Here is a 25409-nt window from a genome sequence, read left to right as displayed (position 1 = left end):
ATAACAAATTTGAGCGTCAAGCTCTTCCCGAAGAGCGTCCCGTGACCATTGCCGATCTGGCGGCGCGGGCCGGCGTCAGTCCCATGACCGTATCGAAAGCGCTCCGCGATACCGGACGCCTGAGTGCGGAGACGCGGGCACGGATCAAGCAGCTGGCCGATGAACTGGGCTATGTGCCCAACTCGCTTGCCGGTGCGCTCAGTTCGCGCACCAGCAAGCTTGTGGCCGTACTCATTCCCTCCATCAGTGACCACGTTTATGCGGAGGTTCTGGGCGGTATCCATGGCGTGCTCCGGCCGGAGGGGATGCAGACTTTCATTGGCGAAACCTTCTTCGATCCCGGGCTGGAAGAGAGCCTGCTGCGGACCATGTTGTCGCTGAAGCCTGCGGGTTTGCTGGTGTCCGGCGGGATCCTGCGCACGGAAAAGGCGCGGGTGCTGCTGGAGCGGCGGCAGGTGCCGGCGGTGCAGATGTGGGATCAGCGCAATGCCGGTCTCGACGCGGCGGTGGGGGTTGATCACGCCGGGGCCGGACGCATGGCGGCACGCCGGCTGCTGGATGCAGGCCTCCGGCGCCTGGCCTATGTCGGCTCGCAGCTGGAGGCCGATCTGTGCGCCCGTGAGCGCTTCAAGGGATTTGCCGCAGAGGTCTCGGCTGCCGGTGCACGCCTGACCGTTCTGGATGGCGGCACTTTGCCGCGGCAGGTGGAAAGCGGCAACCTGCTGGTCCAGCAGCTGCTGGGAAGCGTGCCGGATGTGGAAGGAATCCACTTCCTCAATGATGCGATGGCGGCAGGCGGCCTGCGCTATCTCTTCGAGGCGGGGATCGATGTGCCGGGGCAGGTGTCGGTCATCGGCTTCAACGGCACCGCGCATGCCTTTTCCATCCGCACGCGGCTGACCACGCTGGATCTGCCGCGCCTGCAGCTTGGGCGCGATGCGGCCTGCTGCCTCCTCCAGCTTTGCCGCAGGAGTGCACCCGGTCCGGGTCAGGAGATCGGTTTGCGTATTATCGAGGGCAACACCACGCGTCCGCTGTTGCCGGACTGGGGCAGGGAACGGGCTGTGGCAGAATCTGCTTCATAACACCCGGAAATAGCACGAAATTCCGCCGTCAGCTGTTAGACTCGTCCTGACCGCAACTTGAGGGAGCAAGCGCGTGCAGGCCGGTCTGACCAAGACGCTCGACACCTACGAGGTGACCCGCACGGACATGCTGCCGGATGACATTCCCCGGTTGCATGAGCTGTCGATTGGCGTCAACTGGCCGCACCGCCCGAAGGACTGGGAACTCGCCATCGGCCTCGGCCATGGCTATGTCGCCCGCGACGAGATCGGCCGCGTGCTGGGCTCGGCCATGTGGTTTCCCATTGGTCCTGAGCTTGCAACCATCGGTATGGTCATCACGTCACCGCGCCTGCAGGAGCATGGGGCGGGGGCCTGGCTGATGCAGCACGTGCTGGCGGATACGGCGGACCGTGGCAAGGTGCTCAATGCCACCAAGGCAGCCTACCGGCTGTATCTGTCGCTGGGCTTCATTCCACGGGCGACCGTCTATCAGCATCAGGGCATGGCGGTAAAAGTGCCTGATGGGCCTGAAACCGCGGTGCCGATGCTCCCGGAGCATGCTTCGGAGATCGTTGCTCTTGATGCCAGTGCCTATGGCGCAGACCGCAGTCAGGTGTTCGAGCGGCTCTTCGAGCTTTCCGAGGGCACGGTGATCCTGCGCGAAGGCAAGGTGGCCGGTTTTGCGTTGAGCCGGGAGTTTGGCCGCGGGCGTGTGATCGGGCCCGTTGTCGCAGAAACGGAAGAGGATGCGATTGCCCTCATCCGTCCGCATGTGGCAGCTCATCAGGGTGTGTTCCTGCGCATGGACACGAGAGCTGAAGACGGTCCGCTGCGCCGTTTCCTGCAGGAAGCCGGACTTGGCGTTTTCGATACGGTGACGACCATGACCCTGGGCAACGTGCCTGAATGCGGCCCGGTCACCACCTTCGGTCTTGTCAATCACGCCTTGGGATGACGCAGACTGAGAGATGCGGACTGGCCCGGCCTGTGCGCCGGGCTCTGTCCATTCTGGCAGGCAGGCCCTGTCTTAGAAATCGGCAACCTTGCCCCAGGAACTCTCGCTGAAGCGGGAGGGATGATAGGGCTTGGCATCGAGCGCCGGCTCCCGTCCCATGACGATATCGGCGATCATTTCGCCCGCGCCTGTGCCGATGCCGAAGCCGTGGCCGCTGAAGCCGGCGGCAAGCACGAAGCCGGGGACCTGCGTTTCGCCAATGGCGGGAACACCGTCCGGCGTGCTGTCGATATAGCCGGCCCAGGCAGCGGTGACCTGACTTTCCTTGAGGGCCGGGATCAACTCGCGGGCACGGGCCAGCGTGTCGCGGATCTGCGACGGATCAGGCTTCGGATCGAGGATGCGCATATGCTCCATCGGCGTTTCCCGGTCGAGCCGCCAGCGCGACAGGCTCTCGTGGCCGCTGCGCAGGCCCTCAAGTCCGCCGACGGCGAGGGACTTGTGCCGCTTCAGGAACATCGGAACGAAGGTGGTGCCGAAGCGCAGCATCTGCGCGGTCGGGTCAACACGGGCGCGGCCGGAAATGGCGAGCGTGTGCCCGCCCTTGCGTGCGGTCAGAGACACGCGTGCCGTGTGCAGTGCATCCGGAATGCCTGCTGCCTCGCTGACGGCGAGGATCGAGGCGCGGACGGAGGCCTGCGGAAAACGGATGCCGAGCTGGCGGCAGAAGCTGGAGGCCCAGGCACCGCCCGCCATGACGGCAGTCTTTGTGCGGATGGTGCCGCGCTCGGTCACGACGCCGCTGACACGGCCGCCGGAGAGTTCCAGCCCGCGCACGGCGCAATTCTGCAGCACGCGGCCGCCATGGGTCTCGGCGGCCTTCGCAATCAGCGGCACGGCGCTGGCCGGATCGGCAATGCCATCGGTCGGGGAGAAGACGCCGCCCTTCCAGCTCTTGCCCGTTGCCCGCCCGCGCTCGGCGGCCTCTTCGGCGGTGAGCATGTGGGTGATGACATTCTGCGTACGGGCGAAATCGCGCCAGCGCGCCCAGCCCTCGATCTCTGCCTCGTTGTTGGACAAATACAAAAGGCCGGAGCGGCGGAAGCCAATGCCGGGGCCGATTTCGGCGGCAAGCTCATCCCACAGCGCGAGGCTGCGGGTCGCCATCGGCAGCTCGCGTTCATCGCGGTTTTGCTGGCGGCACCAGCCCCAGTTCCGGCTCGACTGTTCGGCGCCGGTGCGGCCTTTCTCCACCAGCACCACCTTCACCCCGCGCTTTGCGAGGTAATAGGCCGTGCAGGTGCCCACGATGCCGGCGCCGATGATCACGACATCGGCTTCGGCTGGCATGTCATCGACGGTTTCGATTGTCAGCAGGGGTACGCGCATGGAAGGCTCCTTTGACTTGCAGCCTAGCGGCGGCCTGTCAGGCATGGCTACTGCAGTGATGCCATGATGCGGCATTTTCTGCTGAAACTGGATGCGTGGGCGGCGGGTGGTGTTCGTCCCGTGGAGAAATCTTTTTGTATTCAGGGAAATTTGGCTGATTGCCTATCCGGCATTTTCTGCTTACTCTCGGCTGATTGCGAGAGGGCATCATGAAGCTGGACCGGATCGACATCCGCATTCTGCACGAGCTGCAGAAAAATGGCCGCATCACCAATGTGGAGCTGGCCGAGCTTGTGCACCTGTCGCCCAGCCCCTGTCTGATGCGGGTGAAAAAGCTGCAACAGGCGGGCTATATCACCGGCTATGCGGCGCAGATCGATCTTGCCAAACTCGGCCCGACGCTGACGGTTTTCACCGAAATCACCTTGAAGAACCACCGCAAGATGGACTTCGACCGCTTCCAGCAGGCGGCGGAAAAGGTGGAGGAGATCATCGAATGCCACCTGATCTCCGGCGGCTATGACTACCTGCTGAAATTCGTCACCGGCAGCATCGGCGATTATCAGGCGATCATGGAGCGGATGATCGACATGGATGTCGGTATCGACAAGTATTTCAGCTTCGTGGTGATGAAGTCGCCTTTCGTGAAATCTCACCTGCCGCTGAAGACGATTTTCCCGATGTGAGGGGCGATCAGATCGCTGGTTGTGCTTCTCCGCCGTGATCCGTGATGCGCCTCGCGGATCCGGGCCGGTGAGCCGAGCGGTATGTTCATTCAATAAGTTAAAGCCGGGACGCTTCGACTCACCGGCCCCGGATCTCCGCTTCGCTGCGTCCGGGGTGACGATGGAAACAGCCTGCGAAGGTCCCCGCCGGATCTGTTCCGGCGAGAACTTGCGCTTCCAAAGCCCAGCCTCTCACGCTGCCGTGCTGGCGAAATTCTCGGGCAGGCTGTCGAGCCAGCCGGTGTCGAGTTTCGGCACGGAGGAGAAGAGCAGCTTGGAATAGGGGTGGGTGGCGCCGCCCGGCAGCTGGTCATTGGCCAGAAGCTCCACCATCTCGCCATGCTGCATCACCATCACCTGATCACAGATCGACTGGACGGTGGAGAGGTCGTGGCTGATGAAGACGTAGGAGAGGCCCAGCTCCCGCTGCAATTCCTTCAGCAGTTCGATCACCGCAGCCGCTACCACCGTGTCGAGGGCGGAGGTGATTTCGTCGCACAGGATGATGTCCGGTTTGGCGGCAAGGGCTCTGGCGAAGTTGACGCGCTGCTTCTGCCCGCCGGAGAGTTCACCCGGCATGCGGTGGCGCAGGGCGCGGGGCAGTTGCACCATGTCCAGAAGCTCGTTGACACGGGTCTCCTGCGCAGCGCCTTTCTGTCCATGGTAGAAGGCAAGCGGACGGCCAAGGATGTCGGAGACGGATCGGGACGGGTTCAGCGCGGTGTCGGCCAGCTGGAAGACGATCTGCATGCGCCGCAGTTCTTCCTTGCTGCGCTGTCTTGCGCGCGGATCGACCTCGTGGCCATCCAGCTGCACATGGCCGCGAACCGGCGGCAGCAGGCCGGCGATGACGCGGGCGAGGGTGGATTTGCCCGAGCCGCTTTCGCCGATGACGCCGAGATTATGCCCGCGCTCCAGCTTGCAGCTGACGTTCTTCAACACGGTCTTGAAGGGCAGGCCGGTCGGTTCGATCGGGCCATAGCCTGCGTAAACGCCGCTGACTTCGAGGATGGGCCGCTTGACGGGCATGTCCACCTCAGCTTCCGCAGGGGCTGCGAAGGGCACCGGCTGGAAGGCAGCCAGAAGCTCTTTCGTGTAAGGGTGGGTGGCCGCATGCAGGATCTGCTGTGTCGAGCCTTCCTCCTGGATCTCACCGCCCTTCAGCACGATGATCCGGTCCGCAATCTGCGCGACGACGGCAAGGTCGTGCGAGACATAGACACCGGCCATGCCGCCCTTGCGCATGACGGACTTGAAGGCGCGCAGCACCTCGATCTGGGTGGTCACGTCCAGCGCGGTGGTGGGCTCATCGAAGATGACGAGCTGCGGGCCGCCGATGAGAGCCATGGCAGCGGCAAGGCGCTGCAGCTGGCCGCCGGAGACCTGATGCGGATAGCGCTCGCCGATGGTTTCCGGCTCCGGCAGGGCGAGGGCGCGGAACAGGTCCACGGCCTTGGCGCGGGCTTCCGTCCGGCTCATCAGCTTGTGGATGCTGGCTACCTCGACGACCTGATCGATCAGACGGTGCGAGGGATTGAAGGCAGCGGCTGCACTTTGCGGCACATAGGCCACATCCGTGCCGCGCAGCTTCTGGCGCGAGGCTTCGCTCATCGTCACCAGATCCTGCCCGCCGAGCAGGACCTTGCCACCGCTGATCTTGCAACCGGTGCGGGTGTAACCCATCAGCGTCAGGGCGATGGTGGTCTTGCCCGACCCGCTTTCGCCTATCAGTGCGACGATCTCGCCCGGATTGATGGTCAGGCTGACCCCTTTGATGATCTCCACCCGGCGGCCCGAGTCGGTGCGGGCTTCGACGTGCAGGTCCTGGATTTCGGCAAGAGGTTTGGTCATCAGGCGCGGTCCCGGATCTTGACTGGCAGGTTGTCGATCAGAAGGTTGACGCTGATCGTCAGGCTGGCGATGGCGATGCAGGGGGCGATCACGGCGGGGGCGCCGAAGGGCAGGCCACCGAGGTTTTCCTTTACTAGGGAGCCCCAGTCTGCATTGGGCGGTTGTACGCCGAGGCCAAGGAAGGAAAGGCCGGAGAGCAGCAGTACAATGAAGACAAAGCGCAGGCCAAGATCAGCCAGCACAGGGCCGGTGATGTTGGGCAGGATCTCCTGGAAAATAAGGTACAGCGTCCGCTCGCCGCGTGCCCGCGCCACCGTGACGTAGTCCATGGTGTTGCAGTTCACCGCCAGCGCCCGGGCAAAGCGGTAGGAGCCGGGGGTATAGATGACGGCCAGCAGGATGATCAGCACCGGAATTGACGAGCCGATGGCTGCGACCATGACGAGGCCGAAGAGCTTGGACGGGATCGAGTTGAGTGCATCCAGCACGCGGCTCAGCACCGTGTCGAACCAGCCGCCGGTGACGGCCGCCGTCATGCCCAGAACCACACCGGAGAAACAGGCGATACAGACGGCGGCAAAGGAAATGCCGACGGTGTAGCGCGTGCCCAGCAGGATGCGGGAGAAGATATCCCGGCCGAGATAGTCCGAGCCTAGCCACAGCTTTTCCGAGATGGGTCCGTAGAAATCGAAATCGACGATATCGCCGGGAGCGTAAGGGGCAACCGAGGGGCCGGCGATGGCCACGAGCGCCCAGAACAGGATGATCAGTCCAGCAACGATGCCGGTGGTGTTGATCCGGAATCCGAAGCGGGGCGAGGAAACGGGCATCTGGCTCATTTGCGCAGCCTCGGGTTGGAGAGAATGGCGATGATGTCTGCGATGGTGATCAGCAGCAGGAAGCCGAAGCAGAAGATCATGGCGCAGCTCTGGATGAGCGGCAGGTCACGGGTGGAAACTGCATCCACCATCAGCTTGGCAATGCCCGGATAGTTGAAGATCGTCTCGACGATGATCACGCCGCCCAGCAGGTAGGACAGGGACAGGGCAACCGCATTGGCGATCGGGCCGATGGCATTGGGCAGGGCGTGGCGCATCACCATGCGGCTGCGAGAAGCACCTTTAAGAAGCGCCATTTCCACATAGGGCATCTTCAGCGCGTCGATCACGGCGGCACGGGTCATGCGGATCATCTGGGCCGAGATGACGCAGGTCAGCGTGATCACCGGCATGGCAAAGACCTTCAGGAGCTGGCTGAAGCTGCTCACGTCATTGGCCAGCGACAGGGCGGGCAGCCAGCGCAGCCAGACGGCAAAGACCAGCACGGCGAAGGTGGCGATCATGAATTCGGGAACGGAGATGACGGAAACCACGGTGGTCGTGACGGCCCGGTCATAGAGCGAGCCCTTGTAGACGGCCATGGTGATGCCGAGAAACAGGGCCAGCGGCACGGCGATGGTGGTGGTGACGGCAGCCAGGCGCAGTGTGTTGGCAAGACGGGTGCCGATCATGTCGCCAATCGGCATGTTGTTGGCGTAGGAGACGCCGAAATCGCCCTGAACCATACCCAGAAGCCACTGGCCGTAGCGGATGAGCGCCGGGGAATCGAGATGCATGGCCTCGCGCAGCCCGGCAACGGCTTCGGGCGTGGCGGCCTGACCCAGCAGGATCTCCGCCACATCGCCCGGCAGCAGGAGGGTTGCGCCGAAGACGACGAAGGACACGATCAGCAGCGTGAGCATAGTCACGCCGAGCCGTCCAAGAACCAGGAAAGCGATTTGCCCCGACATTCATGCAGCCTCTGCAGATAGGGAAAGATGAGACCGGAGGCGGCAAGCGCCTCCGGTTCGATGCTGGCAGACTGTCAGGCTTCGAGCCAGACGTATTCGGCCATGGCATAGCCCATCTGGCCGCCCAGCGGGTTCGGCTCCAGGCCCTTCAGCTTGGTCTGCTTGGCATCCACGTTGGAGAGGTAGGCCGGGATGACGGTGCCTGCTTCGTTGGCCACCATCACCTGCATTTCGCCGTAGATCGTCTTGCGCTTCTCGTTGTCCAGTTCGCCGCGGGCTTCGGCCAGCATGCTGTCGAACTTCTCCGACTTGTACTGGCTCTCGTTCCAGGGAGCGTTGGAAGCATAGAGCAGCGAGAACAGGATGTCCGGCGTCGGGCGCGGGTTGATGTTGCCGAAGTGGACCGGGGCCTTGAGCCAGTAGTTGGACCAGTAGCCATCGGAGGGCACGCGCTGAATGTCGAAGTTCATGCCGATCTTGCTGCCGGCCTGCTGCAGCACGGTGGCCATTTCGACGGAGGCAGTGGCCGCATCGGAGGCGACGACCGGGATTGTCTGGCCAAGAAGGCCAGCCTTCTCGAAGTGGTGCTTTGCCTTTTCCGGATCAAAGGCACGCGGCTTCAGGTCGGCGTTGTGATAGGCGTTCATCGGCGAAATAGGCTGGTCATTGGCGACTTCGGCGAGGCCGCGCATCACCGACATCTGGATCAACTCGCGGTCGAAAAGGTACTTCACGCCTTCGATCAGATCGAACTTGCTGCCTGGCTCCATGTCCATGCGGAAGTTCAGGTTGGTGTAGTTACCGGCGGTCGACTTCACCAGTTCAACGCCGCTGGCGCTTTCGAGGAGGCGCATGGACTGCGGCTTGATGGAGGCGCCGAGGTGAATGTCGCCGGAGATGACGGCACTGACGCGGGCCATTTCGTCGGGGATGGCGAAATACTCGAAGCTGTCGACATGGGCGCCGCCCGGCTTGAAGTAGTTCTCGTTGCGGCTCATCAGCGAGCGCACGCCCGGCTCGAAGCTTTCCAGCTTGAAGGCGCCGGTGCCGATGCCCTTGCTGAAGTCGGTGGTGCCGTCCTGCACGATCATGAAGTGATGCATGGCCAGGATGGTCGGAAGATCGGCGTTGGGAGCTTCCAGCGTGATTTCGACCGTCAGCGGGTCAACAGCCTTGACGCCCGTAATCTGCTTGGCGATGGCATTGACCTTGGAGCCGGTCTCCTTGTCGAGGTGGCGCATCAGCGAGAACACCACGTCGGCCGAGGTGAGGGACTTGCCGTCATGGAAGGTGACGCCGGACTTCAGCTTGACGATCCAGACCTTGGCATCCGAGCTTTCGATGCTGTCGGCCAGTTCCATGCTCAGCGTGCCGCCATCGTTGAGGAAGGTGAGGCGGTTGTAGAGCGAACAGCAGCGCACATAGTCGGTCGAGAGCGAGGCCTTGGCCGGGTCCAGCGTGTCCGAGGTGGACGAGGACCAGCCGGCAGCCTTGAAGTGGCCGCCCTTGACCGGGGTTGCAGCGAGCGCCGAGGTGGCGCGGGCAAAGAGCGAGCCGCCGGCCGCAAGGCCGATGCCGCCGGCAAGGAACATGCGCATGATGTCGCGGCGGCTGGCGCCGCGGCGGATTGCGTCCTCGACCATCGCATCGTCGTTGCGGGTCCAGTTGTTGATTTCAGATTTGCTCATCAGTGTTCCCCTTGTCGTAGATATGCCCGGCTTTTTATTTTTATTGCCGCGAACCTGCCTGCCGGCTGTCAGGAGTGTCCGGCCTCCGCAGCCGCGGCGAGCCCGGCCATGGAGGTGAAGTGGTAATCGGGCTTCGTGAACTGCGCGGGCTCGATGGTGCCGCCGTATCCCGGCTGGGCGTGCCTGCGCTCGATCCAGCAGTTGGTCATGCCAAGGCTGCGGGAGACGCCGATATCGTGATACTGGCTCTGGGCCACGTGCAGGATCGCGTTCTTGTCCGCGCCTTCCTGCTCCACAAAGCGGAAGACCTGCTCGAAGAAGGCCGGGTCCGGCTTTTCCGTTCCCGTGTCATCGGTGGTGAAAGCCGCATGGAAGGGATAGCCGAGCTTTTCGTTGAAATGCTCGAAGGCCCACCGCTGCGCATTGGTCATGGCGATCAGGCGGTACTTCTTCTTGAGTTCCGCCAGTGCTGCAACGCTGTCGGCAAAGGGCTGCCAGTCCGCCACTGCCTGCCGCAGGCGTTCGCCATGCGAAGGGTCCGGATCCAGGCCCAGCTTGGGCGCGATGACCGTGTAGACGCGGGCGAGATCATCCGGGAAGAGCTGCGCTTCCGGCATGTAGCGGGCAGCGCGGTAGTGGGCGAGGGCCTCCTCTCCGTCGAGGCTGACGCCCTGATCTGCCGCAATCTGCGAAAGGGCGGAGATTAAGCCGCCTTCAAAGTCGATGAGCGTCCCGACGACATCAAATGTCATATAGCGGAACGACGCGAGAGGCTGTGCCGTCATTCTGAGTCCCGTATTGCCGCAGAAGCTGCGGCGTCCTCTGGTTGGTTTCCGGCATTTTCTGCCAGTTTTGTTGGCCCGGTCTGTTTTGCGGGCTTGGCTCGCATTTTGTATGCTTTGCCTTGATTTCTGCAGATCAGTTTGCGGGTCTTTTGCGCGGCATATGCTCCGAATCCAATCGTGCTTCGGCACAATCTGCTGTTTTACGGCATTTTGCCGTGCATGGAGCTTCAGTAGCCTCTGGCGCGGTCGACCAGCCCTGGCACCGGCAATCCCGCCCGATGCGCCCGGATTCCGGCGATCACATGTCTTGCACCATCATCCGCGCGCGTCTGGCAGGCGACATGCGGTGTCAGCACAATCTGCTGGTGCTGCCAGAAGGGATGCTCTGAGGGCAGCGGCTCCGGGTCCGTCACGTCGACCCAGGCATTGGAGAGCTGGCCGCTGGCGAGTGCGTCCAGCAGGGCATCGTGATCCAGCTGGCGCCCGCGCCCGGCATGAACCAGCGCTGCGCCGCGCGGCAGCTGCGCGAAAAGCTGGGCATCCAGAAGACCCGTTGTCTCGGCCGTCAGCGGCAGCAGGCAGATGAGAATATCCGTGCGGGCGAGAAAGGCGGGAAGGTCCGTGAAGGTGTCGACGCCCGGAATATCCTGCGGGCTGCGGCTCCACCCGGCCAGCGGAAAGCCGAAGGGGGCAAGGGCTTCCAGCACTGCCTTGCCCAGCTGACCAAGGCCCATGACGCCCACCCGCCGTTCCCGCGCCGGAACATTGCGTCCCGCTTGCCAGAGGCCGGCGGATTTCTGGCTGATGTAGCGCGGCAGATCCCGGTGCAGGCCAAGGACGGCGAGCGTCACATATTCCTTCATCTGCTCGGCGATGCCAGGCTCCAGCATGCGCACCACGCCCACCTGCGGCGGCAGGCAGGCAAGGTTCAGCTGGTCGACGCCCGCGCCCACCGAAAACAGCAGCTTGAGATTGGGGTAGAGCGTGCCAACATCCTGCGGCGCCGTCCAGGCGACGAGATATTCCACCGCCGCCGGATCGGGGGCTTTGTCGCGGTGGAAGGGCAGGGCGGGCAGTTCGGCGGCAAAATGCGCGGCGAATATCTCGCCGCGCTTTGCCTCTGAGGTGTAGAGGACCGCCACCGGGTCAGGCCATCGCCGCGCGGACGTCCGGGTCCGCCAGTGTCTGGTCCAGCGTCAGCTTTGTGCGCTCGACGATCTGGGCAATCTCGTCTTCCGCGCAGCACAGCGGCGGGGCGTAGCCGAGCACGCCCTGCGCAAAGGCGCGGATGACGAGACCGTTTTCCCAGGCCCGGTCAAAGATGCGGGTGGCAGGCTTTGCGGCGGCGGGGATCGGCGTCTTCTTCGCCTTGTCGGTGACGAGTTCCACGGCCGCCAGCATGCCGCGCCCGCGCACCTCGCCCACCAGCGGATGGTCTGCCAGCGAGGCAAGGCCCTGCTGCAGCAGATTGCCCATCTTCACGCCGTTGTCGAACAGGCCGTTTTCATAAAGATCCAGCACCGCAAGGCCGACAGCCGCGCTGACCGGATGGGCGGAATAGGTGAAGCCGTGGCCGATGGCGGCCGCGCCTGCCGCATCCGCCATCACCTGATACATGTGGTCGGACAGGAATACCGCACCCATCGGCACGTAGCCGGAGGTGAGGCCCTTGGCGGTGGACATCATGTCCGGCACGATGCCTTCCTCGAGGCAGGCGAAGATGGGGCCGGTGCGGCCGAAGCCGGTGATCACCTCGTCGGCGATGAACAGGATGCCCATCTCCTTGCAGGCATCGCGCATGGCCTTGACCCAGCCCTTCGGCGGCACGATGACGCCGCCCGAGCCCTGGATCGGCTCCAGATAGAAGGCCGCGACCTTTTCCGCGCCGCCCAGTTCCGCAACCTTGGCCTTCAGGGCATCAAGTGAGGCCGCGATGATCGCCTCCGGGCTGTCACCCACCGGATTGCGGTAACTGTAGTGCGAGGGGATCTTGTGCTGCCAGGTGTAGGGCACGCCGAAACCGGCGTGGAAGGCGGGCAGGGCGGTGAGGCCGGAGCCAACGGTGGTGGAGCCGTGATAGCCCTGCTCGACGGAGATGAAATGCTCCTTCTGCGGCTGGCCCTTGGCCTGCCAGTAGTAGCGTACGAAGCGGACCGTGGTGTCCACCGCATCCGAGCCGCCGAGCGTGAAATAGACATGGCTGAGATCGCCCGGCGCATGTTCGGCAAGACGGGAGGCAAGGCGGATTGCCGGTTCCGAGCCGAGGCCGAAGTAGCCGGTGGCATAGGGCAGCTCGCGCAGCTGCTTCGTGGCGGCCTCGATGATGCTTTCATGCCCATAGCCGGCATTGACGCACCACAGGCCGGCAAAGCCATCCAGCAGGGTGTGGCCGCTGGCGTCGGTCACCGTGGCGCCCTTGGCGGATTTCAGCACGCGGACACCGGCGGCCTCGTGGCCGCGCCAGCTGGCAACCGGATGGATGAGATGGGCACGGTCGAGTTCGACCAGCGAGTTGGCAAGCATGGGAATGTCCTTTCTGCTCCGGCCGGCTCTTTGGCCACCGGACTGTCCGTTCAGCCGAGCGCCTGCGCGGCGAGGGCAAATGTGTGAACCGGGCCGGCAGCTTCGCTGGTGGCCCCAAGGCGCATGGGGATCCCTCCGCCCGCATGGGCCAGGCCATGCTCTGCCAGCCAGGGGGCAAGGCCGGTCTCGGCGCCCGTGTCCACCCGAAGGAATCGGCCTTCGCATTCCTTCAGGATATGGGACAACAGCAGCCGCGCCTGATCCGCATCGCGCGCGATGACCGGGCCAGCCACCTCGCCGCGCCCGAAGGGGCGCAGCGCGGCATAGGCGGTGATCTGGCCGTTCTCGCGGATGACGAAGATCCGGCCGAGACGGAACAGCTCGCTGATCAGCGCGGTCCGGTCCATGCCGGTTGCGGCCTTGTCGAGCTGGGCCAGAACAGACGCATCTTCAGGACCGGCGGGATGCAGCCCGTCAGCACCTTCTGCAGCAAGGGCTGGAACATTTTCCGGTGCCTGGGCGATACCCTGATGCTGGAAGATTTCGCCCACTGCACGGAAGCCGAGCTTTTCATAAAGCGGCAGGCCGTCCTTCGTTGCCACCAGCCGCCATTGCTTCGGCTGGATCAGGCTCATGACGCTGGTCATCATCTTGCGACCAAGGCCGCGCCCACGCATGCTCCCATCGACGATGATCATGTTGATGGTTGCCGCATCGCCGAAGAGCGTTGTCAGGGCCGTTGCGACGACCTCGCCATTCTCGATGGCGACGGCGCCTTTCGACAGGCTGTGGAAGAGGCTCCAATCCTCAGCCCGGTGAGGCCACTTTTCGGCCTGCGACAGGCGCAGTGCCCCGGCGAGGTGGTCCGGTTCCATCGGCTGGATGGTCAGTGTGTCATCGGTCAGCATGTGAACCTGCGCTGGAAGACTGGTGATGTTCTCAGCCTATGTCCCATCCGGGCAAACTTGCCGCCCTTGGCCTCTGTGCTGGCGGTATCTTCCGCTGTTCGCCGGGTGCTTAAAAGCATGATCTGCCACGGAGGCGGGAAGATGGGGGAGGCGGCCCGGGGCGCCAGATGGCCGTTGCGCAATAAGGTGCCGTGGAGCCCTTGTGATACGGCGGAATGTGCTTTGGGACGGCGCGAAAGCGGCGAGGGCTTTTTTGCAGGCTGTCTAGGATAGATCAGCAGGCAAGCGATGACCTGCCTCAGCCTTCTTCCTTCCGGCACTTTCAGCACGGGGACCCAAATGACCTTCCGCCCGAAATACGTGACCTTCGACTGCTACGGCACATTGATCAACTTCGACATGGCAGGCGCCGCGCGCCGCATCTATGGCGAAATGCTCGACGAAGCGAAGATGAACGTCTTCATCCGTGACTTCTCGGCCTACCGGCTGGATGAGGTGCTGGGCGCCTGGAAGCCCTATGCGGATGTGGTGCACAACTCCCTCAAGCGCACCTGCAAGCGCAATGGCGTCACCTTCCGCGAGGAAGATGCGCTGCGCATCTATAATGAAGTGCCGACCTGGGGTCCGCATCCCGATGTTCCGGAAGGCCTTGCCAAACTGGCCAAGGAAATTCCGCTCGTCATCCTCTCCAACGCCATGAACAGCCAGATCATGTCGAATGTGGAAAAGCTCGGCGCGCCCTTCCACAAGGTGATCACGGCAGAACAAGCCGGCAGCTACAAGCCGCAGATGAACGGCTTTGAGTATATGTTCGACGTGCTCGGCTGCGGTCCGGAGGACATCACCCATGTGTCGTCCTCCTTCCGCTATGACCTGATGACCGCCTATGATCTGGGCATCAAGTCCAAGGTCTGGGTCAACCGCCAGCACGAGCCGGCCAACCCCTTCTACGAATACACCGAAATCAAGGGTGTTTATGACCTGCCGGGCGTGTTCGGCATCTGAAATCCGGCTGTGATCCGCGCAAGCTCCGGGAGCTGACCCATGAAATTTGCATCCTACTGGCAGGATACGGCGCCCGCCTTCACCGGCGGCGCCACGGCCGCCCCTTCGAGCCTCTATGATGTTGCGGTGATCGGGGCCGGGTTTACCGGCCTCGGCGCGGCACGCCGTCTGGCCATGGAGGGCCGCCGGGTCATCGTGCTGGAGGCGGCAACGGTCGGCTTCGGAGCCTCGGGCCGGAATGGCGGCCACCTCAACAACGGGGTGGCCCACAGCTTCACCGGCGCCATTTCCACCTATGGGGTGGAAACCGCCAAGGCCATGTACAAGGCCTTTGACGATGGCATCGAGACCATCGAACGCATCATCGCGGAGGAGGGCATCAACTGCAATTTCCGCCGCGCAGGCAAGCTGAAGCTCGCCTCCAAGCCGCAGCATTACGAGGTGCTGGCCCGTAACCTCGAAGCCATCAACCGTACGGTTGATCCCGAAACGGCGATGCTGAGCAAAGCCGAGCTTGCCGGGGAAATCGGCTCGGACATCTTCCACGGCGGCATGCTGCAGAAGAAGAGCGCCATGATGCACATGGGCCGCTTTGTCGTCGGCCTTGCGGAAGCCGCCGCCCGGCATGGGGCGGAGATCCACGAGAACACGCCCGTCACCGGCCGCCGCCAGACGGCTGCCGGCCACGAGCTGGAAACGCCGAAAGGCACCGTGCGTGCAGCCAAGGTGGTGCTGGCGACCGGTGCCTATACGCCCAAGACCTTCGGCTTCTTCCGCCGCCGTATCGTGCCCGTCGGCAGTTTCCTGCTGGCCACCCGCCCGCTGACGGACACGGAAGTGCAGTCGGTGATGCCGGGCAACCGCACCTGCGTCACCTCGCTGAATGTGGGCAACTACTTCCGCCTGGCGCCCGACAACCGCCTGATCTTCGGTGGCCGCGCCCGCTTTTCCGCCACCTCCAACCAGACCTCGGACGAAAAGAGCGGCCGCATCCTCAAGGACGCGCTCAAGGGCATCTTCCCGCAGCTGGGCGATATCGAGGTGGATTACTGCTGGGGCGGCCTCGTCGACATGACCAAGGACCGCTTCCCCCGCGCCGGCGAGGCGGATGGCGTATATTTCTCCATGGGCTATTCCGGCCACGGCGCGCAGATCGCCACCCACATGGGCGAGATTGTCGCGGACCAGATCCTCGGCCGCGCCCGTACCAACCCCTGGGCCAGCCTCCCCTGGCCCGCCATCCCCGGCCATCTCGGCCAACCCTGGTTCCTGCCGTTCGTCGGGGCTTACTACAAGTTCAAGGACAGGATCGGGTGAAGGCCAGATCTGTGTCATGAAGCTGAAAAGGGCAGGCGCCGCGCCTGCCTTTTTTATTGTGCCAAGGCCTGCTTGCTCGCGGCTCTCCATCTCTCTCCGTCATGCCATGGCTTGACCATGGCATCCATTCCCTGACGTTTCAGACCGGGAAAGCGAAAGAAAATACAGATAGTTACAGCAAAATCACGCAGCCATGAAAGGCCATGGCATGACGAATACGGAGGGGGGCGAATGACCGAAGTGCTGGCAGCGTCAGAAACGTCTTTGGGCAATCGCCGACTCGGACGATCATCGGCAGGCAGATTTGATCACTCAATGACGGGCTGTCTTCATGCCAAGACGTATTGCGCTCTTCTCCCTGCTCGTTCCCGATTATGACGAAGCTCTGAATTTCTTTCTCCGGATAGGCTTCGAATGCCGCGAAGATACCGATCTGGGTAATGGAAAACGCTGGGTCCGGATTGCTCCTTCCGGCGGCGAGACGGAAATCCTGCTCGCCCGCGCCGTGGGTGACAGGCAGTCGGCTGCCATAGGAGAACAAGGGGGCGGACGTGTGTGGCTGTTTCTTGAAACAGAGAACTTTGAAGCCGACTACACCCGAATGCTGGCCGAAGGCGTGCAGTTTGAAGCCGGGCCGCGTGATGAACCCTATGGCAGGGTTGCCGTCTGGAACGCTCCTTGGGGTAACCGGTGGGATCTGATCGAATTCGCCAGGCCCGATCGCGGCGGCACGATCAGCTGAGAGCTGGGCTTTCAATGCCTATGTGGCGGGCATTGGTCCTGCTCAAGCGCCTTTCCGTCTCTCTCCGTCATGCCATGGCTTGACCATGGCATCCACGCCGTTCCCTTTCATGGCTGCGTGATTTTGCTGTAACTATCTGTATTTTCTTTTGCTTTTCCTGTCTGAGAGATCAGGGAATAGATGCCATGATCAAGTCATGGCATGACGAATACGGAGAAGGCGCCGCATGGTGGCGGCGGAACGGCCAGCTGAGACCAGGGCTTGGGCGCTTGCCGGTCTCTCCAGACTCAAGCTATCAATATTCAACAGGCTTGGCCCGCGCCTCCTCCCTCCAACCGGGGAAGTATTTGTCATACGGGGTTCCGGGATTATCGAGCCATCTGTTCGGGCACCGCATAAGGAGGGATTGCGTTTCTTGTCCGGAACGGAGGTTCCCAGATGAAATTATCTGCCCCGATCTATCTCTTGAAGTGCAAGGCAAAACGTATTGCCCATGAGGAAGGTCTTCCTCTGCATGCGGCTCTTGACCGCGTGGCCAGAGACGAAGGTTTTCAGACCTGGAGTCTGCTCGCCTCCCGCTTTTCTTCAGTGACCGTACCGAACGGGATGTTGCCCCGGCTTACCGGAGGGGATCTGCTGCTGCTGGGTGCAAGGCCCGGACATGGCAAGACGCTGCTTGGCCTCGAGTTGCTCCTTGAGGCCGCGCGGGCAGGGCGGCGGGCTGTCTTCTTCACGCTGGAGTATACAGAGCAGGACGTTCTGTCGCGCATCGGCCGCCTTGAAAAAGGCGCGCCATGCAGCGGGCACGGCGTGGACATCGTGACATCGGACGAGATCTGCGCAGATTACGTCATCCGGTATCTGAGTGGCATGCCGTGCGGTACGGTTGCCGTCATTGACTATCTGCAGATCCTCGACCAGCGCCGCGACACGCCACACCTGTCTGAGCAGATCATTGCACTTCAGGCATTTGCGCAGCAAACGGGTATGATCCTTGCCTTCATCTCGCAGATCCACAGGTCCTATGACCCTGCGGCAAAGCCTGTGCCGGACATTGAGGACCTCCGCTTGCCCAACAGGGTGGAGCTTGGTCACTTCTCGAAAGCTTGCTTCCTGCACGCAGGCCAGATGCGGTTTCAGGCGCTACGCTGATCCGGCAGCGCCGACGGCGTGATGGGGGCGTGACGGCTGCGTAATGGGTGGGGCCCTCCCGTCTCTCTCCGTCATGCCATGGCTTGACCATGGCATCCACGCTGTTGCCTCTCGTGTCGGCGCGGTTGACCCATAACCCTCTGTATTTTCTTTTGTTTGTCCCTGTTTGCGAGGTCAGGGAATGGATGCCATGATCAAGTCATGGCATGACGAATGCGGAGGGTAGTGCTGCATTCGTCGCCCCTGAAAACCAAAGGAGCGGGCCGTTGGCCCGCTCCGGTCTGATCAAAGCCCGCACATGTGGAAGGATTTGGTTTCGAGGTATTCCTCAATGCCGTCGCGGGCGCCTTCGCGGGCGAGGCCGGATTGCTTGGGTTGCGGTGTCGGTGCGGGCCTAATTCACCTCCGTAAAGCCCTCGCCCTTGAACACCCTGACCGGATTTCCCCGCTCCAACTGCTTGTGCAACTGGTTCTGCGCGGATCGGTCACGGCTCAGGGCTTCGTGCTGCTCCAGAACCAACCTGGCGGCGAGACGTTCAAGTGCCGCTTGTTTGTTGCGGTGCTGGGAACGTTCGTCAGTTGCGATGGCGGAGATACCCGTCGGCAGATGAGTGATCCTCACCCCGCTGTCCGTCGTGTTTTGATGTTGCCCGCCTGGGCCTCCGGAACGGAAGGTCTCAATCTTCAAATCCTCAGGTTTCGGATTGACCTCTTCAGCGTCCCGCATCTCGATGGCGAATACACCGGCAAACCAGTTGCGCCGCTTGTGATGAGGGCGGAAAGGGCTCGGGCAAGTCCACTGTACCGTTCCGGCCCAGGAATTTGCCATCTTTGCCGCGCTGGGCCCGGACAAGGTGACGAGGGCCGAGGAGGGGTCCTGCTCGTTTGCTGCTGCACTGGATCTTTCGGCGCTGAAGCGGATGCCGCAGCTGATCGCCTCCTGTTCCATTCGGTTCAATATGAGAGAGACTGCCCGGCGGCACTCACGTGGACCATCGCCACTTGAGACAAGGAGGCGGAAGGTTTCGGGTACGGTCATCTTGCCGCCCTCCTGTCTTTCAGGCGCTGGAGTTTTTCCTGAACTTCAGTCTGATGGCTTTCAGTCACAGCTTTCTTAAATGTTATCAAAGGTTTCAACTCGGAAATGGGTTCTGCAAGCCCCGCTGACTGGAGCTCTCTGACCACATTTGCAGGATCTTTGTAGGCCTGCCCTGCTTCTTCGATCAGGAGCTGACGATCGTCACAAATCACCATGCCGCCGAAGGCGTTCCGGCTCAAGCTTGCCCTGCCGGAGCGGGTCAGTCCCGCCCGGCCCATCATGGAGCGCCGGTCATATTTGCGTCCAGCGCCATGCGCCAGTGAAGCCAAGGCTTCTGCCTTATTGTGGAGGGGTTTGAGGAGAAAGCTCAGTGCATCCCTCGATCCAGCCAACGGCACCACAGGGCTGTCCGACTTTGCGGCCCCTTTTCGATGGAGGAGCCCATCCTTATGGCTTTCAATAAGATTATGCGGCGCGTCGCAGACCTGCCGGAGGCCGGAGCGCAGAGCTTTGGCCGCGCGTTCCGCAATGAGTGTCCGGTTCAAGCTTGCCCAGGCAACAGCCTGATTGTGGGCCTCCATGTAGGCCTGTCCCGTCGAACTGCCCACACCGAGGCCGCCAAAGTGGTTCTGTACGGAACTGAAGACGGACGTTCCGAGTGAACGGGAGCCGGAGTGAACAAGGAGCACAAGCCCTCCCTTGACCAGTCCAGCTTCGCGCAGTGCCGCTTCATCATGCACGGTGTCAACGACTTGCAATTCGCAGAAGTGATTTCCCCCTCCGAGAGTGCCGAGGGATTGCGGGTGCAGGTCCGGATCCAGGCCTGCTGATGCGAGGCGGGCGCCGGCATTCCCGTCCCACAAGTCTTCCAGCGTGCGCAGTCTCTCAGCGGCTTTGTCCAGCCGCAGTTTGCGCGCTGGGATGTCCAGCGCATAGACCGACATGCCGCAGCCGATGTCATTCCCGATCAGTTGCGGATAGATCCGGTCGGACACTATTGCACAGCCGACTGGGCCATATTTGCCAGGGTGAAGATCCGGGAAGGCAGCAACGCTGAGGACGCCCTTCATTGCGGCGACGGCGTGGAGCTGATCTTTTGCCGCTCCTTCTATCCAGGAGTCTTCAGAATAAAAACGATGAATGGAGGCGGCGCTTGTTGTCTGCGCAGCCTCCTTTGAAGAAGTGCCCATTTGGGATTCTCTTTATGAAAACAGGAAAGCCTCAGGTGCAAGCATTGTTGCCCTGAACTGCCTCCGGCGCACCGTTAACGCGGTTTAGCGAAGGGTTGCTGCCACTTTGGGCATGCCAGACATGGTCATCATGTTTTAGCTCCCGTTTCCAAAAGACTAGCGACCGCTTTGTGTGCGGTGACTACAGAGCTATGGACTTCGTTGATATTTTACAAGCCACGCATTGCACGCGAAAGCGGATAACACGCTGGTGTTGCGACATTGCCACGGCCTGATCGCACCAGTTTCCGCGCCGGTCCAGCTTTCCAAAACCAGAAGAGCGGGCCGTTTGGCCCGCTCCGGTCTGATCAAAGCCCGCACATGTGGAAGGATTTGGTTTCGAGGTATTCCTCGATGCCGTCGCGGGCGCCTTCGCGGCCGAGGCCGGATTGCTTGACGCCGCCGAAGGGAGAGACGGCCATGGAGATGGCGCCGGTGTTGAGGCCGACCATGCCCGATTCCAGCGCTTCGCCCACCCGCCAGGCGCGGGCCATGTCGCGGGTGTAGAAATAGGCGGCCAGGCCGAAGGGGGTGTCGTTGGCGATCCGCACGGCCTCTTCTTCCGTCTCGAAGCGGAAGAGCGGGGCGACGGGGCCGAAGGTTTCCTCGCTCGCCAGCTGCATGTCCGTGGTGCAGCCGGTCAGCACCACCGGGGCGGCGAACTGGCTGCCTTCCGGCGTTGCGGCCCTAGCAGCGACCTTTGCGCCCTTGGCAACGGCGTCGGCCACGTGGCGCTCGATCTTTTCCACGGCGGCGCGGTTGATCATCGGGCCGATGGCAACACCCGCTTCAAGGCCCTCGCCGACCTTCATCGCAGCCACCCGTTCGGCAAGCTTTGCAGCAAAGGCGTCATAGATGCCGGACTGGACGAGGATGCGGTTGGAGCAGACGCAGGTCTGGCCGCCGTTGCGGAACTTGGAGGCGATGGCGCCTTCCACAGCGGCGTCCAGATCCGCATCGTCAAAGACGAGGAAGGGCGCATTGCCGCCCAGCTCGAGGCTGAGCCGCTTCACCGTCGGGGCGCACTGGGCCATCAGCAGGGAGCCAACGCGGGTGGAGCCGGTGAAGGACAGCTTGCGCACCACCGGACTGGAGGTCAGCTCCGCGCCGATCTCCGCCGGCTGGCCGGTGAGGATGTTGATGACACCCGCCGGAATGCCGGCCCGCTCGGCCAGAACGGCTAGGGCCAGCGCCGAATAGGGGGTGAAGTCGGACGGCTTGATCACCACGGTGCAGCCGGCGGCGAGCGCCGGGCCGACCTTGCGGGTAATCATCGCGTTGGGGAAGTTCCACGGCGTGATGATGGCCGAAACGCCCACCGGCTCCTTCAGCGCCAGGATCTTGCGGTCATTGGTGGGGGCCGGGATGATGCCGCCCTCGATGCGCCGCGCTTCCTCGGCAAACCACTTCACGAAGGAGGCGCCATAGGTGATTTCGCCCCTGGCCTCGCTGAGCGGTTTGCCCTGCTCCAGCGTCAGGATGAGCGCGAGGTCATCCGCATGCTCCTCCATCAGGTCGAACCAGCGCTCCAGCCTGGCGGCGCGCTCGCCATTGGGCACTTTGCGCCAGGCGCGGAAAGCGGTGTCTGCGGCCTCGATGGCGCGGCGGGTGTCCTCTGCCGACATGTCCGGCACGGTGCCGATGACCTTGCCGGTGGCCGGGTTGGTGACGTCGATGGTCTTGCCCGTCGAGGCATCACACCAGACGCCGCCGATCACGCTCTGCTGGCGGAACAGGTCTGCATCCTTGAGACCGGGCAGAAGGTCAGAGATTGCAATTGTCATAGCTTTATCCTCAATCCAGCGCTGCCATCACGGCATGGGTGATTTCATCGGTCTTGTTCTGCCCCGGCACGGTGCCAATGCCTTGCGCGGTGGCCTGTTCCATGGCGGTCATGATGCGGTTGGCAGCTTCTGCTTCGCCCAGATGCTCCAGCATCATGGCGGCGGACCAGATGGCGGCCAGCGGGTTGGCGATGCCCAGATGCGCGATATCGGGCGCAGAGCCATGCACCGGTTCGAACATGGACGGGGCGCTGCGGTCCGGGTTGATGTTGGCCGAAGCGGCAAAGCCGAGGCCGCCCTGGATGGCCGCACCCAGATCGGTGAGGATGTCGCCGAAGAGGTTGGAGGCGACCACCACGTCGAGGCTTTCGGGCGCCATCACCATGCGGGCGGCGATGGCATCGATATGGTAGTGGCTGACGGCAACATCCGGGTATTCGGCGGCCAGTTCCTTCGTCACCTCGTCCCAGAACACCATCGTGTGCTTCTGCGCGTTGGACTTGGTGACCGAGGCAAGGCGCTTGCTGCGCTTGCGGGCCTGCTCGAAGCCGAAGCGCAGGATGCGCTCGACGCCTGCCCGGGTAAAGACGGCGGTTTCAACGGCCACTTCATTGGCCGTGCCCTGATGCACGCGCCCGCCGGCGCCCGAGTATTCGCCCTCTGTGTTCTCGCGGATGCACAGGATGTCGAAGCCGCCCTTGCGCAGCGGGCCTTCGACGCCGGCCAGAATGCGGTGCGGGCGGATGTTGGCATATTGCACGAAGGCCTTGCGGATCGGCAGCAGCAGGCCATGCAGAGATACCGAATCCGGCACTTTCTGCGGCCAGCCAACGGCGCCAAGGTAGATGGCGTCAAAGCCGCGCAGGGTCTCGATGCCGTCTTCCGGCATCATCCGGCCGGTCTGCAGGTAATAGTCGCAGGACCAGGGGAAGGTGACGGTTTCCAGCTTGCCGGGCAGGGCCTTGGCTGCCACGGCGAGCGCTGCTTCCGTGACCGGAATGCCGATGCCGTCGCCGGGGATGACTGCAATACGATAGGGGGCCATGTTCTCTCACAGGTCGATGAGCACGCTCTTGGAGCGGCGGTTGGCGTTGTAGGCGTCGCGGCCCGGATCCTTGCGGGTGCCGGAGGACTTGGAGCCCCCCGCCAGCAGGATGGAAACGCGCGACCGGCCGTTGCGGTTGATCCGGGTGGCGCCAGCCTCGATGTGCTTGAGGCTCTTCAGCGCCCGCGAAACATCGCGGGTATAGACCCCGGCTGCAAGGCCATAGGTGGGGTGAAAGGACAGGGACACTGCAAGGCTCCGGTAAATCTGCAGCGATCCTAGGCCTCAGGCGGCACAACCATGCGCCATATGTTTGCAGCGCGCGGCCGATTTCGCTGTTCGGAAGCCCTTCGGCGCAATTCTGTGCGGCGGGGGCTTGGGGCTGGTAAAGTCCATCCGCAAGCAGGAGGCCAGCCTGCCGCAGGATATCCTGCGGGGCAGCGTGTCTTCGGCAGGAACTGCGCGGCAAAGCGCGGATGATGGCAGGCAGAGACTTTGTGGACTGACTGGAGAAATGGGAATGGCGCATTCGGCGGAAGCACTGCTGGCGGATCTGGTTGGCTTCAACGTGCTGCCCGGGGCGGCCAATGGCACGATTGCGGATTATGTGCGCAACTATCTGGCGGGCCATGGCGTGGATTGTGCCGTGCTGCCGGGGCCGGAGGGCGACCGGGTGAACCTCTTTGCCACCATCGGGCCGAAGGATGTGCCGGGCTATGTGCTGTCCGGCCATATGGATGTGGTGCCGGTGGAGGGGCAGGTCTGGACCTCCGATCCCTTCCGCCTCACCGACCTTGGCGGGCGGCTGACGGGGCGCGGGGCCACGGACATGAAGGGCTTTCTTGCCTGCGTGCTGGCGGCGGTGCCCCAGTTCAAGGCAGCAAGCCTGAAGCGGCCGGTGCATATCGCCTTTTCCTATGATGAGGAAATCGGCTGCCGGGGCGTGCCGCACATGATTGCGGAACTGCCGGAGCTGTGCGCCCCGCCGGCGGGCTGCATCGTCGGCGAGCCCTCGGACATGCGCCCCGTGCTCTCGCACAAGGGCAAACAGGCGGTTGAAATCACCTTTACCGGCAAGGCGGCGCACAGCTCCCAGCCCGCGCTCGGGGAGAATGCGCTTTATCCGGCGGCGGAACTGCTGCTGTTCATCCGCGATCTCTCGGCGAAGATGGAAGTGGAAGGCCCGTTTGATGCGCGCTTCTCGCCGCCCTCCTCAACGGTGGTGGCGGGGATTGTGTCCGGCGGCAGCGCCGTCAACATCATTCCCGATCTGTGCCGTTTGGCTTTCGAGGTGCGTTCCGTGCCCGGTGCCGCGCCGCAGGACGTGAGTGCAAAGGTACTGGCAAAGCTTGATGCGCTGATGGCGCAGGCACAGGCGGAAGGGCGGGCGCTGTCGGCAAGCTGGCAGGAACTGGCGAGCTATCCCGCGCTGGCCCCGACGCCGGATGCAGGCTTCATCGCGCTGATGGAGCGGCTGTCGGGCGGCGAGGCGATCCAATCGGTCAGCTATGGCACGGAAGCGGGGCTGTTTCAGGCCGCAGGCGTGCCGTCAATCATCTGCGGCCCCGGTTCCATCACCCGCGCCCACCGGCCCGATGAATATATCCTGCGCGAGGAACTCGCCGCCTGCATGGCCATGCTGGAACGGCTGGCGGGGGAACTGGCGGGGTAGGGGCACTGGAAGCCCTGCCTCTCCATCGTCATCCCGGACGCGCCTCCGCGCGATCCGGGACCGGAGAGCCGGGGTGTCATTTGGTTGCCAGCAAGAGCGTGAGGCGATGGACCTTGACTCACCGGTCCCGGATCTTCGCTTCGCTGCGTCCGGGATGACGATCGGGAGGTGGTACGGCCATGGGGGACGGCACAAGGCCGGGACGGCGCGGTGGGTGGTGTTTGCGTATTGTGCAGGTCGTGCCGACGGCAACTCGCTTCGGAGAAAGCGCCTGACAGCTTGGGAGCTGTCAGCCGCGATATCACTCAGTAGCAAACCACGTAGATCTTGCGCACGGTCTCGATGGTGCGCCAGGTGCCGACGAAGCCGGGTTTCATGACGAAGCTGTCACCGGCACGGTAGGTGATGGGCTCCTTGCCGTTTTCGGTGATTTCCACGACGCCTTCCAGGATGTGGCAGAATTCGAAGGTCTCGCCCTTGATCGAATGGGTGAGGCCGGGGGTGGCCTGCCAGATGCCGGACTTGATCTTGCCGTCGCGCGACTCGTCCATGGCCCAGGTGGAGAATTCCGGATTGCCGGAAATCAGCCGCTCGGGGGCGGGCAGGGCGTGGGTGGGCTCGAAGGTGGGGTTGTGGTCGATGGTTTTGATGAGGCTCATGACAGGCTCCTGAGGGGGAAGGATCGCTGCCATTAGACCCGCCCGCCGCACGCGGGATCTGCCGTCCGCTGCCGGACGGCAGGAA

General features: G+C 63.1%; 22 protein-coding genes and 1 pseudogene. 8 read left to right on the top strand and 15 right to left on the bottom strand.

The annotated features are described in order from the left end of the window. The first annotated feature begins 41 nt into the window (after nt 1-41). Entirely contained in the window at nt 42-1085 is a 1044-nt protein-coding gene (locus ACVNHC_RS10355; protein ID WP_457167191.1) for a LacI family DNA-binding transcriptional regulator, read from the top strand. 73 nt (nt 1086-1158) lie between these two features. After that, nucleotides 1159-2022 (top strand): GNAT family N-acetyltransferase, encoded by an 864-nt coding sequence (locus ACVNHC_RS10350; RefSeq protein ID WP_457167190.1) that lies wholly within the window; start codon nt 1159-1161, stop codon nt 2020-2022. A 72-nt stretch (nt 2023-2094) separates the two neighbouring features. On the opposite strand, the gene ACVNHC_RS10345 is transcribed toward ACVNHC_RS10350, so the two are convergent. Next, nucleotides 2095-3411 (bottom strand): NAD(P)/FAD-dependent oxidoreductase, encoded by a 1317-nt coding sequence (locus tag ACVNHC_RS10345; RefSeq protein WP_457167189.1) that lies wholly within the window; start codon nt 3409-3411, stop codon nt 2095-2097. A gap of 209 nt (nt 3412-3620) precedes the next feature. On the opposite strand from ACVNHC_RS10345, the gene ACVNHC_RS10340 reads away from it, so the two are divergent. After that, nucleotides 3621-4097 carry an Lrp/AsnC family transcriptional regulator gene (locus ACVNHC_RS10340; RefSeq protein WP_050474792.1) on the top strand — a complete coding sequence of 159 codons (477 nt, stop codon included), beginning with the start codon at nt 3621-3623 and terminating at the stop codon, nt 4095-4097. Between the two features lie 231 nt (nt 4098-4328). Here ACVNHC_RS10340 and ACVNHC_RS10335 read toward each other — a convergent pair whose 3' ends face one another. From ACVNHC_RS10335 to ACVNHC_RS10300, 8 genes are all read right to left on the bottom strand, one after another. Then, nucleotides 4329-5987: an ABC transporter ATP-binding protein gene (locus ACVNHC_RS10335; RefSeq protein ID WP_457167188.1), complete on the bottom strand. Its 1659-nt coding sequence runs from the start codon at nt 5985-5987 to the stop codon at nt 4329-4331. Next, nucleotides 5987-6826 carry an ABC transporter permease gene (locus tag ACVNHC_RS10330; protein WP_123194929.1) on the bottom strand — a complete coding sequence of 280 codons (840 nt, stop codon included), beginning with the start codon at nt 6824-6826 and terminating at the stop codon, nt 5987-5989. The genes ACVNHC_RS10335 and ACVNHC_RS10330 overlap by 1 nt, the downstream gene beginning before the upstream one ends. Beyond that, nucleotides 6823-7776 (bottom strand): ABC transporter permease, encoded by a 954-nt coding sequence (locus ACVNHC_RS10325; RefSeq protein WP_058899095.1) that lies wholly within the window; start codon nt 7774-7776, stop codon nt 6823-6825. The genes ACVNHC_RS10330 and ACVNHC_RS10325 overlap by 4 nt, the downstream gene beginning before the upstream one ends. Nucleotides 7777-7850: 74 nt before the next feature. Beyond that, nucleotides 7851-9464: an ABC transporter substrate-binding protein gene (locus tag ACVNHC_RS10320; RefSeq protein WP_457167187.1), complete on the bottom strand. Its 1614-nt coding sequence runs from the start codon at nt 9462-9464 to the stop codon at nt 7851-7853. Nucleotides 9465-9532: 68 nt separating this feature from the next. Beyond that, the gene (locus ACVNHC_RS10315; RefSeq protein WP_457167186.1) at nt 9533-10249 is read right to left on the bottom strand and encodes an HAD-IA family hydrolase; all 717 of its coding nucleotides are present in this window, start codon (nt 10247-10249) and stop codon (nt 9533-9535) included. A gap of 227 nt (nt 10250-10476) precedes the next feature. Continuing rightward, nucleotides 10477-11391, bottom strand: coding sequence for a 2-hydroxyacid dehydrogenase (locus tag ACVNHC_RS10310; protein ID WP_457167185.1), 915 nt, complete (start codon nt 11389-11391; stop codon nt 10477-10479). 4 nt (nt 11392-11395) lie between these two features. Continuing rightward, nucleotides 11396-12772, bottom strand: coding sequence for an aminotransferase class III-fold pyridoxal phosphate-dependent enzyme (locus ACVNHC_RS10305; protein ID WP_457167184.1), 1377 nt, complete (start codon nt 12770-12772; stop codon nt 11396-11398). Nucleotides 12773-12822: 50 nt separating this feature from the next. Then, nucleotides 12823-13677 (bottom strand): GNAT family N-acetyltransferase, encoded by an 855-nt coding sequence (locus tag ACVNHC_RS10300; RefSeq protein WP_457167372.1) that lies wholly within the window; start codon nt 13675-13677, stop codon nt 12823-12825. Nucleotides 13678-14019: 342 nt separating this feature from the next. Between ACVNHC_RS10300 and ACVNHC_RS10295 the strand changes: the two genes are divergently transcribed. The 4 genes from ACVNHC_RS10295 to ACVNHC_RS10280 all read left to right on the top strand — a co-directional run bounded on the left by ACVNHC_RS10295 (nt 14020) and on the right by ACVNHC_RS10280 (nt 17896). Next, nucleotides 14020-14685, top strand: a complete 666-nt coding sequence (locus ACVNHC_RS10295; RefSeq protein ID WP_457167183.1) for a haloacid dehalogenase type II — start codon at nt 14020-14022, stop codon at nt 14683-14685. Between the two features lie 39 nt (nt 14686-14724). Further along, entirely contained in the window at nt 14725-16002 is a 1278-nt protein-coding gene (locus ACVNHC_RS10290; RefSeq protein WP_457167182.1) for an NAD(P)/FAD-dependent oxidoreductase, read from the top strand. Nucleotides 16003-16333: 331 nt separating this feature from the next. Further along, nucleotides 16334-16744, top strand: a complete 411-nt coding sequence (locus ACVNHC_RS10285; protein WP_457167181.1) for a VOC family protein — start codon at nt 16334-16336, stop codon at nt 16742-16744. A 438-nt stretch (nt 16745-17182) separates the two neighbouring features. Beyond that, nucleotides 17183-17896, top strand: coding sequence for a DNA helicase (locus tag ACVNHC_RS10280; RefSeq protein ID WP_457167180.1), 714 nt, complete (start codon nt 17183-17185; stop codon nt 17894-17896). Between the two features lie 394 nt (nt 17897-18290). Here the strand turns inward: ACVNHC_RS10280 and prfH are convergent, their stop codons facing one another. The 5 genes and pseudogenes from prfH to ACVNHC_RS10255 form a co-directional block, all read right to left on the bottom strand. After that, nucleotides 18291-18935, bottom strand: a complete 645-nt coding sequence (prfH, locus tag ACVNHC_RS10275; RefSeq protein WP_457167179.1) for a peptide chain release factor H — start codon at nt 18933-18935, stop codon at nt 18291-18293. Then, nucleotides 18932-20125, bottom strand: a complete 1194-nt coding sequence (locus ACVNHC_RS10270) for an RNA ligase RtcB family protein (RefSeq protein ID WP_457167178.1) — start codon at nt 20123-20125, stop codon at nt 18932-18934. Before ACVNHC_RS10270 ends, prfH begins: the two co-directional genes overlap by 4 nt. A gap of 347 nt (nt 20126-20472) precedes the next feature. Next, a complete protein-coding gene (locus tag ACVNHC_RS10265) occupies nt 20473-21948 on the bottom strand; it encodes an NAD-dependent succinate-semialdehyde dehydrogenase (RefSeq protein WP_457167177.1) in 1476 nt (491 codons plus the stop codon). Between the two features lie 10 nt (nt 21949-21958). Next, the gene (locus ACVNHC_RS10260; RefSeq protein WP_457167176.1) at nt 21959-22993 is read right to left on the bottom strand and encodes a tartrate dehydrogenase; all 1035 of its coding nucleotides are present in this window, start codon (nt 22991-22993) and stop codon (nt 21959-21961) included. 6 nt (nt 22994-22999) lie between these two features. Then, nucleotides 23000-23245: pseudogene (locus ACVNHC_RS10255) on the bottom strand (aldehyde dehydrogenase family protein); the annotation flags it as partial. A gap of 268 nt (nt 23246-23513) precedes the next feature. Between ACVNHC_RS10255 and argE the strand changes: the two are divergent. Continuing rightward, on the top strand, nt 23514-24665 hold the full coding sequence (gene argE, locus ACVNHC_RS10250; protein ID WP_457167175.1) for an acetylornithine deacetylase: 1152 nt from the start codon (nt 23514-23516) through the stop codon (nt 24663-24665). Between the two features lie 305 nt (nt 24666-24970). Here the strand turns inward: argE and ACVNHC_RS10245 are convergent, their stop codons facing one another. Continuing rightward, nucleotides 24971-25324, bottom strand: a complete 354-nt coding sequence (locus ACVNHC_RS10245) for a cupin domain-containing protein (protein WP_019965565.1) — start codon at nt 25322-25324, stop codon at nt 24971-24973. Nucleotides 25325-25409 lie beyond the last annotated feature (85 nt).

Source organism: Pannonibacter sp. Q-1 (assembly GCF_054073275.1).
Note: the sequence above shows the minus strand (reverse complement) of the source record. Positions and strands in the feature narration are given on the sequence as shown.